General features: G+C 66.8%; 14 protein-coding genes and 1 tRNA gene. 8 read left to right on the forward strand and 7 right to left on the reverse strand.

The genetic code is table 11. The features are described 5' to 3' along the window. Position 1 precedes the first annotated feature (1 nt). Positions 2–1129: an acyl-CoA dehydrogenase family protein gene (locus tag N415_RS21285; protein WP_068186452.1), complete on the forward strand. Its 1128-nt coding sequence runs from the start codon at positions 2–4 to the stop codon at positions 1127–1129. Positions 1130–1134: 5 nt separating this feature from the next. On the opposite strand, the gene N415_RS21290 is transcribed toward N415_RS21285, so the two are convergent. Next, entirely contained in the window at positions 1135–1944 is an 810-nt protein-coding gene (locus tag N415_RS21290; protein ID WP_081665401.1) for an SDR family oxidoreductase, read from the reverse strand. 155 nt (positions 1945–2099) lie between these two features. On the opposite strand from N415_RS21290, the gene N415_RS21295 reads away from it, so the two are divergent. From N415_RS21295 to N415_RS21305, 3 genes are all read left to right on the forward strand, one after another. Next, positions 2100–2711, forward strand: a complete 612-nt coding sequence (locus N415_RS21295; RefSeq protein WP_068186454.1) for a TetR/AcrR family transcriptional regulator — start codon at positions 2100–2102, stop codon at positions 2709–2711. 99 nt (positions 2712–2810) lie between these two features. Next, positions 2811–3578, forward strand: a complete 768-nt coding sequence (locus N415_RS21300) for an SDR family oxidoreductase (RefSeq protein WP_068186456.1) — start codon at positions 2811–2813, stop codon at positions 3576–3578. 20 nt (positions 3579–3598) lie between these two features. Next, positions 3599–4879 (forward strand): DUF427 domain-containing protein, encoded by a 1281-nt coding sequence (locus N415_RS21305; protein WP_068186488.1) that lies wholly within the window; start codon positions 3599–3601, stop codon positions 4877–4879. 23 nt (positions 4880–4902) lie between these two features. On the opposite strand, the gene N415_RS21310 is transcribed toward N415_RS21305, so the two are convergent. Then, complete coding sequence (locus tag N415_RS21310) at positions 4903–5514, reverse strand: TetR/AcrR family transcriptional regulator (protein WP_068186458.1); 612 nt, start codon at positions 5512–5514, stop codon at positions 4903–4905. A 233-nt stretch (positions 5515–5747) separates the two neighbouring features. On the opposite strand from N415_RS21310, the gene N415_RS21315 reads away from it, so the two are divergent. Genes N415_RS21315 through N415_RS21330 form a run of 4 tightly spaced genes read left to right on the forward strand, consistent with a single transcriptional unit; the run spans position 5748 to position 9087 of the window. Then, positions 5748–6545 (forward strand): SDR family NAD(P)-dependent oxidoreductase, encoded by a 798-nt coding sequence (locus N415_RS21315; RefSeq protein ID WP_068186490.1) that lies wholly within the window; start codon positions 5748–5750, stop codon positions 6543–6545. Positions 6546–6567: 22 nt separating this feature from the next. Further along, on the forward strand, positions 6568–6993 hold the full coding sequence (locus N415_RS21320; RefSeq protein ID WP_068186460.1) for an OB-fold domain-containing protein: 426 nt from the start codon (positions 6568–6570) through the stop codon (positions 6991–6993). A gap of 11 nt (positions 6994–7004) precedes the next feature. Beyond that, positions 7005–8168, forward strand: coding sequence for a thiolase family protein (locus N415_RS21325; protein ID WP_239645650.1), 1164 nt, complete (start codon positions 7005–7007; stop codon positions 8166–8168). Between the two features lie 46 nt (positions 8169–8214). Further along, positions 8215–9087 carry an NAD(P)-dependent oxidoreductase gene (locus N415_RS21330; protein WP_068186464.1) on the forward strand — a complete coding sequence of 291 codons (873 nt, stop codon included), beginning with the start codon at positions 8215–8217 and terminating at the stop codon, positions 9085–9087. Between the two features lie 292 nt (positions 9088–9379). Here the strand turns inward: N415_RS21330 and N415_RS21335 are convergent. The 5 genes from N415_RS21335 to N415_RS32410 all read right to left on the reverse strand — a co-directional run. Further along, a tRNA-Arg gene (locus tag N415_RS21335) sits at positions 9380–9452 on the reverse strand. A 40-nt stretch (positions 9453–9492) separates the two neighbouring features. Beyond that, entirely contained in the window at positions 9493–10317 is an 825-nt protein-coding gene (locus N415_RS21340) for an LLM class F420-dependent oxidoreductase (protein WP_081665402.1), read from the reverse strand. A 26-nt stretch (positions 10318–10343) separates the two neighbouring features. After that, complete coding sequence (locus N415_RS21345) at positions 10344–11399, reverse strand: poly-gamma-glutamate hydrolase family protein (RefSeq protein WP_068186466.1); 1056 nt, start codon at positions 11397–11399, stop codon at positions 10344–10346. 117 nt (positions 11400–11516) lie between these two features. Continuing rightward, positions 11517–13052, reverse strand: a complete 1536-nt coding sequence (locus N415_RS33295) for a sigma-70 family RNA polymerase sigma factor (RefSeq protein ID WP_068186468.1) — start codon at positions 13050–13052, stop codon at positions 11517–11519. A gap of 160 nt (positions 13053–13212) precedes the next feature. Then, the coding region (locus N415_RS32410; protein ID WP_204366833.1) for a hypothetical protein at positions 13213–13432 on the reverse strand (220 nt) is incomplete at its 5' end.

Raw genomic sequence — 13432 nt, forward strand, 5'->3', positions numbered from 1 at the left:
AATGTCGTACCAAGCAACGAGTTTCGCATTCACCAACGAGCAGGACGAGCTGCGTCGCGTCGTGCGCTCCTTCCTCGAAAGCAAGGCCGACGAGGCGCAGGTGCGCCGCCACATGGAATCACCGCTGGGGTACGACCCGTTGTTGTGGGCGCAGATGTCCGACGAACTGGCCTTAGTGGGGCTCGCAATTCCCGAGGAATTCGGCGGTCAGGGGTACACCTTCGTCGAACTCGGCATCGTCGCCGAGGAGCTGGGACGGGCGCTTGCTCCCTCCCCGTTCTTCGCGTCGGCGGTGCTGGCGTCCAGCGCGCTGCTTGAGTCGGGCGACTACGATGCCCAGCGACGATTCCTGCCGGGCATCGCGTCCGGAGCGACGATCGCCAGCCTGGCGGTGACCGAGGAGTCGGGCCGCTGGGAGGCCGGGGCGATCCACACGCGGGCGCGAGAAACGGCCCACGCGTGGGTGCTGGACGGGGCGAAAACCTACGTCCTCGACGGCTGTAGCGCCGATGTGCTTTTGGTAGCCGCCCAGAGTGACTCCGGATTGTCGCTGTTCGCGGTCGACCGCTTCGACAACATCGCCCGGCGCGCGCTGTCCACCCTGGACCAGACCCGAAAACAGGCCCGTATCGAATTCACCGCAACGCCGGCGTCGCTCGTCGGTCGTGAAGGCGGCGCCGTGTCGGTGCTGCGGCGGACCCTCGCGCTCGGCTGTGCCGCGCTGGCCGCCGAACAGGTCGGTGGCGCGCAGCGCTGTCTCGAGATGGCCGTCGCGTACGCGAAGGCACGCAGGCAGTTCGGCAGGCCCATCGGCTCATTCCAGGCCATCCGCCACAAGTGCGCCGATGTCTTCTTGGACATCGAATGTGCCCGCGGGGCGGCCTATTACGCGGTGCGGGCCGCGGCCCAACGCTCTGCGGAATTGCCGGCTGTGGCGTCATTGGCCAAGGCGTGCAGTTCCGAGGCGTTTGCTCGGGCCGCCGCCGCCAACATCCAGATCCACGGCGGCATCGGATTCACCTGGGAACATCCCGCCCATTTGTACTTCAAGCGTGCTCAATCGTCGGGGCACCTGCTCGGCGACGCCTCCTATCACCGGCGACTGCTCGCCGACGAGATCGGGATCTGAGCGGGTCAGAAGTCCGTGCCTCCGTCGATGTTGACGGCAGCGCCGGTCATGAACGCCGCCCTGTCGCTCAGCAGGAAGGCGATCAGCTCGCCCGCCTCCTCGGGACGTCCGCCGCGACCGAGGGCGACGCGCATGTTCCAGTCCGGGTTGCTCGCCAGGTGCGTATAGATCGCGTCCTGAAGCGCCACGCCATATTGCGCTGCCCGCTGGGCGCGGATGAAGTCGTTCACCTCGGTGTCGAACAGCCCAGGGCACACGGTGTTCACCCGGATGCCGTCCGGGCCATGCGTTTTGGCGAGAATCTTGGACAACGTCAACACCGCGGCCTTCAGCGCGTTATACGGCGGAATGAGGACCTTCGGCGCCCGAACGGAATACGCGGCCGTCGTCACGATGGTTCCGCCCCCATTGCGTTGCAGGTGCGGGATGACCGCGCGGCAGGAGCGCACGGTCCCCATCAGAATCAATTGGTAGTACCAGTCCCACGACTCGTCGCCGTGTTCGAGGAACGGCCCCTGTTGATTCATCGGTCCGGCGGTGACGGCCAGGCCGCGCAGCGGTCCCAGGCTTGCTACCGCGCGGTCGACGGCACGGTCCACGCCATCACCGGCGGCGGCGGCGTCGACCGCGATGCCGACCGCACCCACCCCGTAGTCCGCAGTCAATCGCTCCGCACGCGCCTGGGCGCGGTCGCCGTCACGAGCGAGCAGCGCCACGTTGGCACCGTTGGCGGCGAGCTGCTCGGCGGCGGCGAACCCGATGCCGGTCGTCCCGCCAACCAGAACGAAGTTGTGTCCCGCCACACCAAGCTCCACGCGCTGCCCTCGTTTCTGGCGTCACCGCCGACGACAGCCATACTAAACAGAAGTACGCCAAGTGTTGCAATGACCACTTTGGGGCCACCGTCCAGCGGCTTCACGGCCCCCCGACGGAACACAATGCACAAATTTGTCGCGTAGCATAGGGCGGCATGTCGACGAAACCAGCCCCCACCGAACTCGAGTCGGACGGGGAATTCGATCGCCGCGACCAGATCCTTGAGGCGGCGAACGAATGTTTCACCCAACTCGGCATTCAGCGCACCAGCGTCCAGGACGTCGCGCGAAAGGCCAACGTGTCGCGGGGCACGGTGTACCGGTACTTCGAAGACCGCAACGTGCTCATCGACGCCGCCATCGAATTCGGCGCGCAGCGGTTCTATCGCGAGGTCGCCTCGGCGATGGCCAAGAAGAACACGCTGGCGGAGCAGGTCGGCGCGATGGCGGAAACCCACGCCAGGATCCTCCTCGACCATCGGACAAGGAACCGTTTGATGGCCGACGACGCCGAACTGATGCGGCACATGATCTCCGACGGTGACACGGCGGTCCGGCGTACCACGCAATTTCTCGAACCGTATGTGCGGGCCGCGCGCGAGCGTGGCGAGGTGGGCACCGGTGTCGACGTTGCTGCTGCGAGCGAATGGCTGGCCCGAATCATCTGGTCGTTTTCTACCGTCAACGAGGCCCAAACGTTCGACATGTCCAAGCCGGACACTGTCCGGCGCTATGTGGAGGCGTTCGCGATCAATGGGCTCCGCTGACGGACCATGCGGAAGCCGCTCAACTGAACAATAGATGTACTATTGTTCTCCATTGTCGGACGGCTTTGAACGCGTGGATTATCGATCGGTGGTCAGCACATGGGCGAACGGACGTTGGCCGGCAAGCGGGTCGTGGTGATCGGGGCATCGGCCGGGATCGGGCGGGCATTCGCGGTGCGTGCCGGCAAGGAGGGTGCCGACCTGCTCATCGCGGCGCGCCGTCAAGACCGTCTGGACGAGGTTGCCGCGGAAGCCGGGTGCTCCGCCGCCATCAGCGTGGATGTGCGTAACGCTGACGACTGCGTGCGGCTTGCCGATATGGCCCGCCGGACCGTTGGCGAAATCGACCTGCTGTTCATCTCGGTGGGTTACGCGCCGCTGAGAATGTTCGCCGACACCTCCGTCGACGATTGGATGGACGTGATGCGGACGAATGTGGTTGGTGTACATAACGTCGTCCGGTCCTGTCTGCCAGTTCTCGCTCCCGCGGCGATCGTCAGCGCCATGTCCTCCGAGACCGTCGGACAACCACGAGCCGCGCTGGGCGCCTATTCCTCCAGTAAGGCCGCGCTGTCGGAAAGCCTCAATGCTTGGCGCACAGAGCATCCCGGGTTTCGCTACTGCTGTGTCACCGTGGGCGGCACCGTTCCGACCGAGTTCACCGCCGCATTCGACCCCGAACTGCTCGGCACGGTCGTTCAGGATTGGGTCGCGCGCGGCCTCCTGCAGGAGACATTGATGTCGCCGGACGACGTGGCCGACATGCTGGCAGGAACGTTCGCCAGCGCAATGAATTTTCCCACGGTCGGCCTCGAGCAGCTTGTCATTCGTCCACCGTCACCACCCCGTCGTGGGCTGACGGTATGAGGCCGGATGAAAGGGCAGTGATGACAACACAAGTCGAATCGGCGTGGCCCGATTACCCCGATTACCGCATCGACGCGACCCTGTGCCCATATCGGGGCGAGGTGTGGTTCGGTGACGTGCTCGTCGCCCAGAGCGACCGGTGTCTCGTGGTGACCGAGACCGACCACGAGGACCGCTTGTACTTTCCCGAGTCCGCGGTGCGGTGGCAGCTGTTCCGCCCGTCGGATCACAGCAGCGTGTGCCCGTTCAAGGGTCGGGCCAGTTATTGGAGCCTTGACGGGGCAGGTTCTGGCGTTGAAAACGTGGTGTGGACCTACCGCACCCCGCTGCCAGAGGTCGCGGCGATCGCGGGACACGTCTCGTTCTACGGCGACGCGCTACGTGTAGTCGTCGTCGAAGTCTGGCCGGACGGCTCAGAGGTTGCCGTGAGATTCCCGCTGTGGGGAGACGCCGACGAACTGTCGAGGATTATCGACGTCCAGGAGGTGGCCGATAACCGGTTCATCGGGCCCGCACATGGGCCGACTCATCGCAATGTCGTCGAGGGCGGCCAGCTGCTCGGGGAGGCGATCGTGGCCGCGTCAAAAGCGCTTCCAGGACAGAGAGTCACGTCGGCATCGATGATCTTCGCCAAAGCGGCCTCGTTCGACGCGCCCGTAGACCTGTCCGTCGACGTGCTTCGCCGGGGTAGATCGTTCTCGACGGCCGAAATTCGCATCAGTCAGCGGGGCGTATTGCGCAGCGCAGGTGTGGTGCTTGCAGCCTCCGGAGCGGCCGACGTGATGCGGCACGGCGAGCCGATGCCGGACGTTCCGGGACCCGAGTCGGCGGTGCCGTTTGCGGGCTTCGGTATGACGGGCCGCGAGATTCGGGTCGTGGATGGTGCGTACGACCCGGATCCCGATCGGGTGGGCCCGCCGATCATCAACGCGTGGGTGCGATTCCGCGATGCGCCGCCGACCCCCTACCTGAACGCCGCGTTGCTGGCCCAGTCGACGACGCATTGGACGATCGCCGCGGGCATGTTGCCGCATCCCGGCCTGGGTGAGGCGCGCGCGCATGCCACCTTATCGACCGGGATCATGAAGGCCACCATCGCGTTTCACGACGACGTCGACGTCGCGGACTGGCTGCTCTACACCAATCACGCGTTCTGGTCAGGACGCGGGCTCGTGCAGGGCGACGGCCGAGTCTTCACCCGAGATGGACGGCTCGCCGCGTCCTACACCATCCAGGCGATGGTGCGTGAGTTCTCGACGGACCCCGCGGCGATGGGCCGCGACAGCCGGACGGCGATGTAAGGCCGTCCCGTCATTTCAATGCGTCAGCGCAGACCGTTGATGGCGAATTTTTCGACATAGCGGCGGACGGTGGCCGGTTTGCTCATATCAAAGGTCAGACCCTGATTGACGGTCGAGAACGAATAGATGATGCGGGCCAGCCATTCGCTACCTGCCGTCACGTCGACCCCGGCGCCGACCTCGCCGCGTTTCTGGGCATCGCGAACGTAGGGCTCCAGAAACTTCGTGGTGCGCCGGACGGCGGCGTCGCCGTCGGCCACCATATGACGCATCAACTCCGCGTCGTCGGCCATCAGCCGGTTGCGAGTCCGGTGGTCGAGCAGGATCTTCGCGTGCGTCTCGGCCATCGCGCCCAGTTGCTCGGCCAAAGTCGATTTCTTGGCCATCGCCGTGGCGACTTCGCGGTAGAAGCGTTGGGCGCCATGCTCGATCGCGGCCTCGATCAGGACATCGCGGTCGACGAAGTACCGGTAGATGGTGCCCCGGGAGACCTTGGCCATGCGCGCCACGTCCTGCACACTGGTGCGCTGGATGCCCAGCTGCGTGAAGCACTCGTTTGCCGCGTCAAGAATTTGGTCACGGCGGTCAGCCTCGGCGGCGACCTCCGCCTCGCCGGCGACTGGGTCGGTCAACATCACACTCCTATGCGCCCAACGGCAGTGATCCCGGTTATTCATGGTACGCGACGTGCGGCGTTGCGCCCGGGAGCCGGACCGGTCCGCGAGGCCGGCTGCACCCCTGCGGATGCGCGTCTTCGTCGCGGCAGGAGGGCTCGCGAGGGGTGCACTAGGCACCGCCGCGGCGATCTGCAATTATTGGATAATTGAACGTTGGATGTTCCATTGTTACATAGCAGCAAGGAGTGGTCTTGGCTCGTCTGGAGGGCAGATACGCGCTGGTTACTGGCGGAGCTCAGGGGTTGGGCGGGGCCATTGCCGAGGAGTTGGCCGGCCTGGGTGCCCACGTCACTATCGTCGATCTGAACGGGGAGAAGGGCCTTGAGCGCGTCGAGCGCATTCGTGGCAATTCCGGGCGAGCCTCCTTCATCAGGGCAAATGTGGCCCACCGCGATGCGATTGAAGCCGCCGTGCGCGAGGCGGCGGAAACCGGAGGTGGCCGCATCGACGTCTTGGTCAACGCGGCCCAGTTCTTCGCGATGCCGAAGGCGCTCGAACTGGTCACCGATAAGGACTGGGAGCTCTCGGAGGCCACCGGGCCCAAGGCGACCTTCCGGTTCATGCAGATCTGTTTTCCGTTCCTCCGCGAGTCGGGGCGCGCGTCGGTGATCAACTTCGTGTCGGGCTCCGCCCTCGCCGGCATCGCCTACACCGCTCCTTACTCGGCGGCCAAGGGCGCGGTGGCGGCGCTGACCAAGGTCGCCGCCAACGAGTGGGCTCGCCACCGCATCCGAGTGAATGCGGTGTGTCCGTTTGCCCTTACGGAGGCACAGGAAAAGCTGATCGGCACCGAGTGGGACAACTACACGAGGACAGCGGCGGCGTCTCCCATGAAGCGCGGCGCTAGCCCCGTGGAGATCGCGCCCGCCGTAGCGTTCTTGGCAGGAGACGATGCGGCTTTCGTGACCGGCACGGTGCTCCACGTCGATGGCGGCATGACCGAGCTGTCGACGGTGGACTACTCGCAATCGCCGGGAGTGTTTGGCTAGCAGTCGAATTCACCCATAGCGCATGACTCACATTGCAGACCTTCACCGCCCGGTTCCGGCGCTGACCGCGCTGAATCGGCCCTTCTGGACCGCTGGCGCCGACGGAGTGCTGCGCATGCAACGCTGCACCAACTGTGGGCGGCTGTGTCACCCGGCCGCGCTGCTTTGTCCCGTCGACCACGCGGCCACCGAGTATGTCGACCTCAGCGGTCGCGGATTCCTCGAATCCTGGACGGTGAACCGCCACCAATGGTTCCCGGGGTTCACGCCGCCCTACCTCATCGCATTCGTCAATCCGATTGAGGACAGGCGGGCGCGTCTGCTGACCAACCTGGTGAACGTCCGTCCCGACGAGATCACCCCGGACATGCGCGTTCGGGTCACATTTGATCGGTGCATCGACGGCGAAGACGAGGTGTTCATTCCCTTGTTCGAGCCGGAGCGCTGATGAGGACTTTGGTGACCGACCGGGCTGTCATCAGCGGCATCGGTCAGTCGGCAATCGGCCGCCGGTTGGGGCGGGACCCGCTGGAGCTCACCGCCGAAGCGTGTCTGGCCGCGGTTGCCGACGCGGGTCTGTCGTTGGCCGACATCGACGGCCTCACAACCTATCCCGGGTCGTCGCAACCCGGCGTCGGGTTCTCCGGGGCGTCGCTTCGCGACATCCACGACGCGTTGGGGATCAAGCCGAACTGGGTCGCCGGGGGAGTGGAATCGCCGGGACAGCTCGGCGCCGTGGTGGACGCGATGCTCGCTGTGGCCAGCGGGCTTGCCAACCATGTCCTGTGCTGGCGCAGCATCTGGGAGGGCACCGCACAGGGTGCCGGCCGGCGCAGGGGCTATGGGTCCGGTGGTGGGCGGCCCGCCGGAATGCTGGGGTGGCAGATGCCGTTTGGCGTGACGGCGGCCAACCTGGCGGCGCTTCAAATCCGCGCGCGGATGCTGCGATACGGTCTGACCCGGGAGCAGCTCGCGTCGATAGCGATCGCGCAGCGAGCGCACGCCGCGCGCAACCCCGCAGCAATCTATCGCGAGCCACTCGACCTGGACGCGTATCTGAGCGCGCGGATGGTTTCCGACCCGCTATGCATGTTCGACTGTGATATCGCTTGCGACGGGGCCACCGCGTTCGTCGTCTCGCGTCCCGAACATGTCGTCGCGCTGGATCACCCCGGCGTGGCCGTCGAGGCCCTCGACTGTGCTCACCACGACCGGTTCGCCTGGGAAGGAGGCGAAGACGTCACCCGCATCAGTTCGCGCTGGTCCACTATCTGGGAGCGCACCGATTTCACGATCGACGATGTGGACGTGGCTTCGTTGTACGACGGGTTCAGTGTCTTCGTGCTTTGCTGGCTGGAGGACTTTGGTTTCTGCGCGGTCGGCGAATCCGGGGCGTGGGTCGCGGACCCGGCGCGGATCTCTCTGGGCGGACAATTGCCCATCAACACCGCGGGAGGACAGCTGTCCGGGGGACGCCTGCACGGCTTCGGGCATCTCCATGAAGCATGTCTGCAGATCCGCGGCGAGGCTGGCGCGCGACAGGTCGACGGCGCGACGCTGGCCGCCGTCGGCGTCGGAGCGGCCAACAGCGGCACCACAGCGATGCTGCTGCGGCGGGCGTGAGAATGCCGTCGTGCACAATGATCATGCGACCCGGAGGAGGATATCCATGGCCGACGATCACGCGCCGATGTTGGGCTTCATCGGGCTGGGCAATCTGGGCGCACCGATGGCCAAGCAATTGGTCGACTGGCCGGGCGGGTTGATCGTCTTCGATGTACGGCCCGATGCCGCAACGTCGTTCGCCGACGCCGGAGTGCGGGTCGCCGACACCGTGGACGACGTGGCGGCGGCCGACATCATCAGTGTCATGGTGCTCAACGACGAGCAAGTGCGCGACGTGGTGGCGCGGCTCGCCCCGCGGGCCAAGCGCGGTACCGTCATCGCGATCCACTCGACGATCGACCACCGGACCGCAGTCGAACTGGCTGCGGAACTGGGGCCCAACGGCATTCACGTTATCGATGCCCCGGTCAGCGGTGGCGTGGAAGCGGTGAAGACGGGTGATCTAGCTGTCATGGTGGGTGCCGAACGCCAGGTCTACGAGCGCGTCAAGCCGGCGTTCAAACAGTGGGCGTCTATGGTGGTTCACGCCGGAGAACCCGGCGCGGGGACCCGGATGAAGCTGGCGCGCAACATGCTAACTTTCACATCTTTTGCGGCTGCCTGCGAAGCAATGAAGCTCGCCGAGTTGGCAGGTCTTGATGTGCAAGCATTCGGCAGGGTCGTGCGCCACACCGATGCACACAGCGGCGGCACCGGAGCGATGATGTTCCGCGACGACATGAGCAAGCCGCTCGCCCCCGACCACTTCCTCTACCAACCCTTCCTGCACACCCGCGAATTGGGAGAAAAGGATCTCAGCCTGGCGCTGGGGCTCGGCGGGGAAGTGGGAGTGGACCTGCCGCTGGCGAGGATCGCTTTGCAAAACCTTGCCGAAGGACTGGGGGTACCCCATGCCACTGCGACCGAATCTGGTTGACAGGCAAGCATGGCAGACATCGCTGGAGCACTAACAGACAGTTTCTTCACCATCCACGGGCCACTGCCACCATCCGAGCACTGAGCACCATTGCTCATCAGCCTAATTTCCCAACGCGCGCGGCACTTCGCACCACTCGCCATCCAATCGACGCAGTACGGCCACGCTCGACTCCCTCATCTAGGGAGTGTCAAGGATCAACCGAAACCGCTGTAAAGGATCAGCCGAAACACTGTCAACCATCACCCGAAACTGAATGCCAAGCATCAACCGAGGTCATACACCACATCTGTGCCCCCGGCAGGATTCGAACCTGCGACACCGGCTTTAGGAGAGCCGTGCTCTATCCCCTGAGCTACGAGGGCGGACAGGGTGAGCTTACCGGGGAGGGACTCCGCGGCGCCCTCACCGCAGTTCGGCAATGACCTTCGCGAACGCGTCGAGGTTGTTGTCCTGCACGGTGAAGCAGCTCAGGCCGTACTTCTGGCGGAGGCCGACCAGCGTGTCCGCCATCTCGCGGGGTGACCCGCTGAGCACCGACGGCATCGACAGCAACTGCTCGTCGGACAGGTCGGGTGCGTATTGGCGGGTCATCCTCAAGTCGGGCGCGCTCTCACCCTCGCGCGGCATCGCGGTGATCACCATGTTCAGCTCGAGCGCGTCGAATCGCTCACCCGCCGCGTTGCGGACGAACTCGATGCGTTCGGCCAGCGGGTCGTCGACGTCGTGCACCCTGGCGCCGGTGAGCCCGATGATGTCGGCGTGCCGGGCGGCCAGCGTCAGCACCCGGTCGCCGTTGCCGGCGATGAGGATCGGCGTCGTCGGGTGATGTTCCTTCAGGTACGTCGTCATGTGTCCCAGGTAGTCGACCCGCGCGCCGGCGCTGGGGTACGGCAGCTCGGCGGCTTCGAATTCCTCGCGGACGTATCCGGTGCCGAGCCCGATCTCCAGACGGCCGTCGCTCAATACGTCGAGGGCCTGCAGGTCCCTGCTGAGCAGGGCCGGCTTGTAGAACGCGGCGTTGAGCACATACATGCTCAGCTTGATCCGGCTCGTCACCATCGCGACCGCGGTTAGCGTCGGCGACGGTGCCGCCGCGCCGAGATGGTCTGGCACGCACAAGATGTCGTATCCGAGATCTTCCGCTCGCTTCACCTTGTCGACCAACGCCGAGCGTGACTTGAAGAACCGCATGCTCAACCCGAAGCGAAAATCCTTGCGCACCAACAACCTCCGTTCAACGACCAAAAAAACACTTACCAGGAACGCGCCGCGGCCGCCAGACTCCGCACCAGCTCAGAGGTGACCGGCGACAAGCCGTCGGCGCCCGGCAGCGGGCTGCGCGGACTGAGACCCCGCACGCGGACCGACAGTTCCAGCTGGGTCCCGCCGTCGCGAACCCGGTTCACCGGGTTGTTGGGATGCAGTCCCCGCAGTTCCGGTGGGATGTCGTCGATGTCGGTGACGACCTGATAGCCGGTCAGCCGGATGTGCCGCGCCAGGTGGGCCGCCAGCGTGCGGTTGCGTCCCCCGGCGAGCAGCTGGGTGCCGCGCCCGATTCGGCCGTAGCCGTGCAGCGAGACGGCGACGTCGACATGATCGAGAAACTCTGCCAGCCTTGGCGATTCGTCCGGGTCGTAGCGGGCTGACGGCAGGTGGTGCGGGTAACGAGCGGGATGACGCACCACGTACACCGAGGCGTCGGCGGCCTCGGCGGCGCGTTCGGCGATGACGTCGGTCATCTCTTCCAGGCCGCCGCCGTGGATGGCGAGGAAACCGAAACGCGATCGCAGCTGGCTCTCCTCGGTCACGGCCGGCTCGCTCAATAGCGCCGAAAGTGATTGCGGTGCAGGGGTTGTCGCGGCGACGGGGCGGGGCCAGCGGGACGGGTCCCAGCGGTGCAGAAAGTCGATCCATCGTTGCGGTAGTCCGTGCTGCGCGGCGCCGTCGATGATCCTGGGCACATAGCCCGGCCGCGGCGGGCCCGGGATGACCCGGTGATCGATGTAGACCCAGGCCGGTGATGGCCCGTCGCCGGTGTGCACGGTCAGCCGGTCGCGCCGGTACCGCACCGGCACACCCTCGGCGCTGTCCAGCGTCGCCAGGTCCTCGTCGGAGACTTGCCACAACACCCCGTGCACCTCGTTGCCGGCGAACGGCTCGACGGTGGCGACGCCGCGCTGGTTGATCAGCCAGTCGTGGTCGGCCAGCACCGCCGGCCGTGGATCCACGGCGTCGGGGCAGCGCAGCGCCATCTGCCTGACGCACAGATTCGACCCGTATGCGAAATAGGGGTGCCGGCGGGCCGGCATCTAGGAAGTCACCGTCTGGGCGCTGAGAACTTCGACCAAGCTAACTCCCGCGAGCTTCTCCACGGACGACGACGTTCTCATAGTGCCGTACGGGGCTACCCGGGCGCTACGTACCGGTCACCTGAGGATCGGGCCGGCCGGACTCGACGGCGGTGGTGACGGCGGCGGGTTCGGCTTAGGCGGAGGGAGCGGCCGAGGTGGAACCGGCGCCGGCGTCCCGGAGGGCGGAGGCGCCTTCGGGGGCGACGGCGGCGGATACCGCGGCGGCGACGGATGGGTTCCTGAGGGCGGCGGCGGCAGCACCACCGGCGGCGGGAGGATCACCGGCGGTGGCAGCACCACGACGGGCGGGGGCAGAACCACCGGCGGGGGCGGCGCGATCGGCGGGGGCGGCGCGACCGGCGGCGGGGGAGCCACCGGCGGTGGTGCGACCGGGGGCGCGACCACCGGCGGGGCCGGGGCGACCGGCGCCTGAACGGGCGGGGGCGAGAAAACGGGGGCCACCGGGTTCGCGGGCGGCGCCGGCGGGAGCTGGTTGGCGGCCGGCGGTGCGGGCGGCTTCATCATCGGCGCGGGCGCGAACCGACTCAATTCGGTCGGCGTGATGGCCGTTTTGTGGTGGTACAGGAAGCTGTACATCAGCCCCAGCGCGAGGATGAAGGTGCCCGCGAACAGCGCGATCCACGGGATGAACCGGCGCGCCCGGTGCGCTTGCGCGGTTTCGAGGTAGTCCCCGTCGTGCGGGTCCGCGGTGGCGGCCCACGATGCCGCGGTCGGCGCGTAGGCGGCGTCGTCCGACGAGCCGTGGCCGTCTCCGCCGTCGTCCGTGTTCATGTCGCTGTCGGCCGACGTCAGCCGGATCTGTCCCAGCGTTTGATCCCGCAACCAGCCGGGCGCGGGGATGAACACCGGCGCCGCACCGAGCAGCGCGACCGGGTTGACCAGGCGGCGCCGTTCTTCTTCGCAGACGGAGCAGGACTCAATGTGGCGGGTGATGCGTTTGCGCATGAGCACGCTGAAGCGCCCGTCCCAGCCCGCGAGGATGGCGCCCAGCTCGGCGCATTTGTCGGCGGTGTGCTCGGCGCGCCTGGCCACCAGCAGCGCACCCAACGACGATTCGATGGTGGTGCGCAGCCGCGACACCATCTTGTTGGCGGTGCCGGGGCTGACCTCCAACGCGTTGGCCAGCTCGGGCCCATCCAGGCCGTGGCGGTAAGCCAGCTCCAGCACCGCGCGGTCCCGGTCGACGAGCCCGCCGGCGGCCTCGGCGACGAGGGCGGCCAGCTCGTTGCGCGCGGCCAGGGTATCGGGTCCCGCGTCGTGCGACGCGGCCTCGGGCAGCTCATCGGAGACCTGTTCGCGGCGGCGGTCCCGGATGCAACGCAGCGCCTCGTTGCGGGCGATGGCGTACAGCCAGGGCCGGAGCCGCTCGGGGTCGCGCAGCTTGGGCAGTTGGGTCGCGGCGGAGCAGAAGACGTCCTGCACGCAGTCGGCCGCGGTGTCGCGATCGCGGACCATGCCGATGCAGAAGTCGTGCAACCGGTCGGCGTAACGGTCGTAGATCATGGCAAAGGCGCGTCGATCACCCGTCGCCGCCGCGCGGGCCAGCTCCCCGTCGCTGACGATGTCAAAGTTGGATAGTGCGGTCGTCACATCGTCTCCCCAGCCGATGAGGCGTCGGAGCGCCTCGTGCGAGAACCGACGCTGCGAATAAGTGTGCGCGCACCGCGGTGAAATAGCACGAGCAATTCCAGCTCCGTGCTGGGCGCATGAAGGGTCAGGATCGACACCAGCCTCGCGAGGGCCCGCGACATCACTTGCACACGCCCTGCACGAGGTGGTGCGGCGGCAGGCACAACACTGGCGGAGGCGGGGGCGGCGGCAGTTTCGGCGGGGCGGGCAGCTTCGGTGGCGCGGGCAGTGGCGGCAGCGAAGGCGGCGGCGGTAGCTGGGGCGGCGGAATCGGCACCCAGACAGGGGGCGCGTTCACCACGACGACCGGGCCTTGGGGCGCGGCGTCGGGCGGGGTGCCC

Source organism: Mycobacterium sp. UM_CSW (genome assembly GCF_000455205.1).
Lineage (GTDB): Bacteria > Actinomycetota > Actinomycetes > Mycobacteriales > Mycobacteriaceae > Mycobacterium.

What these genes read in the sequence shown, in the direction of transcription:
- N415_RS21295 (WP_068186454.1), top strand. Translation starts at nt 2,100, where the DNA reads ATGTCGACGAAACCAGCCCCCACCGAACTCGAGTCGGACGGGGAATTC.
- N415_RS21305 (WP_068186488.1), top strand. Translation starts at nt 3,599, where the DNA reads ATGACAACACAAGTCGAATCGGCGTGGCCCGATTACCCCGATTACCGC.
- N415_RS21320 (WP_068186460.1), top strand. Translation starts at nt 6,568, where the DNA reads ATGACTCACATTGCAGACCTTCACCGCCCGGTTCCGGCGCTGACCGCG.
- N415_RS21300 (WP_068186456.1), top strand. Translation starts at nt 2,811, where the DNA reads ATGGGCGAACGGACGTTGGCCGGCAAGCGGGTCGTGGTGATCGGGGCA.
- N415_RS21285 (WP_068186452.1), top strand. Translation starts at nt 2, where the DNA reads ATGTCGTACCAAGCAACGAGTTTCGCATTCACCAACGAGCAGGACGAG.
- N415_RS21345 (WP_068186466.1), bottom strand. Translation starts at nt 11,399, where the DNA reads ATGCCGGCCCGCCGGCACCCCTATTTCGCATACGGGTCGAATCTGTGC.
- N415_RS21330 (WP_068186464.1), top strand. Translation starts at nt 8,215, where the DNA reads ATGGCCGACGATCACGCGCCGATGTTGGGCTTCATCGGGCTGGGCAAT.
- N415_RS21310 (WP_068186458.1), bottom strand. Translation starts at nt 5,514, where the DNA reads ATGTTGACCGACCCAGTCGCCGGCGAGGCGGAGGTCGCCGCCGAGGCT.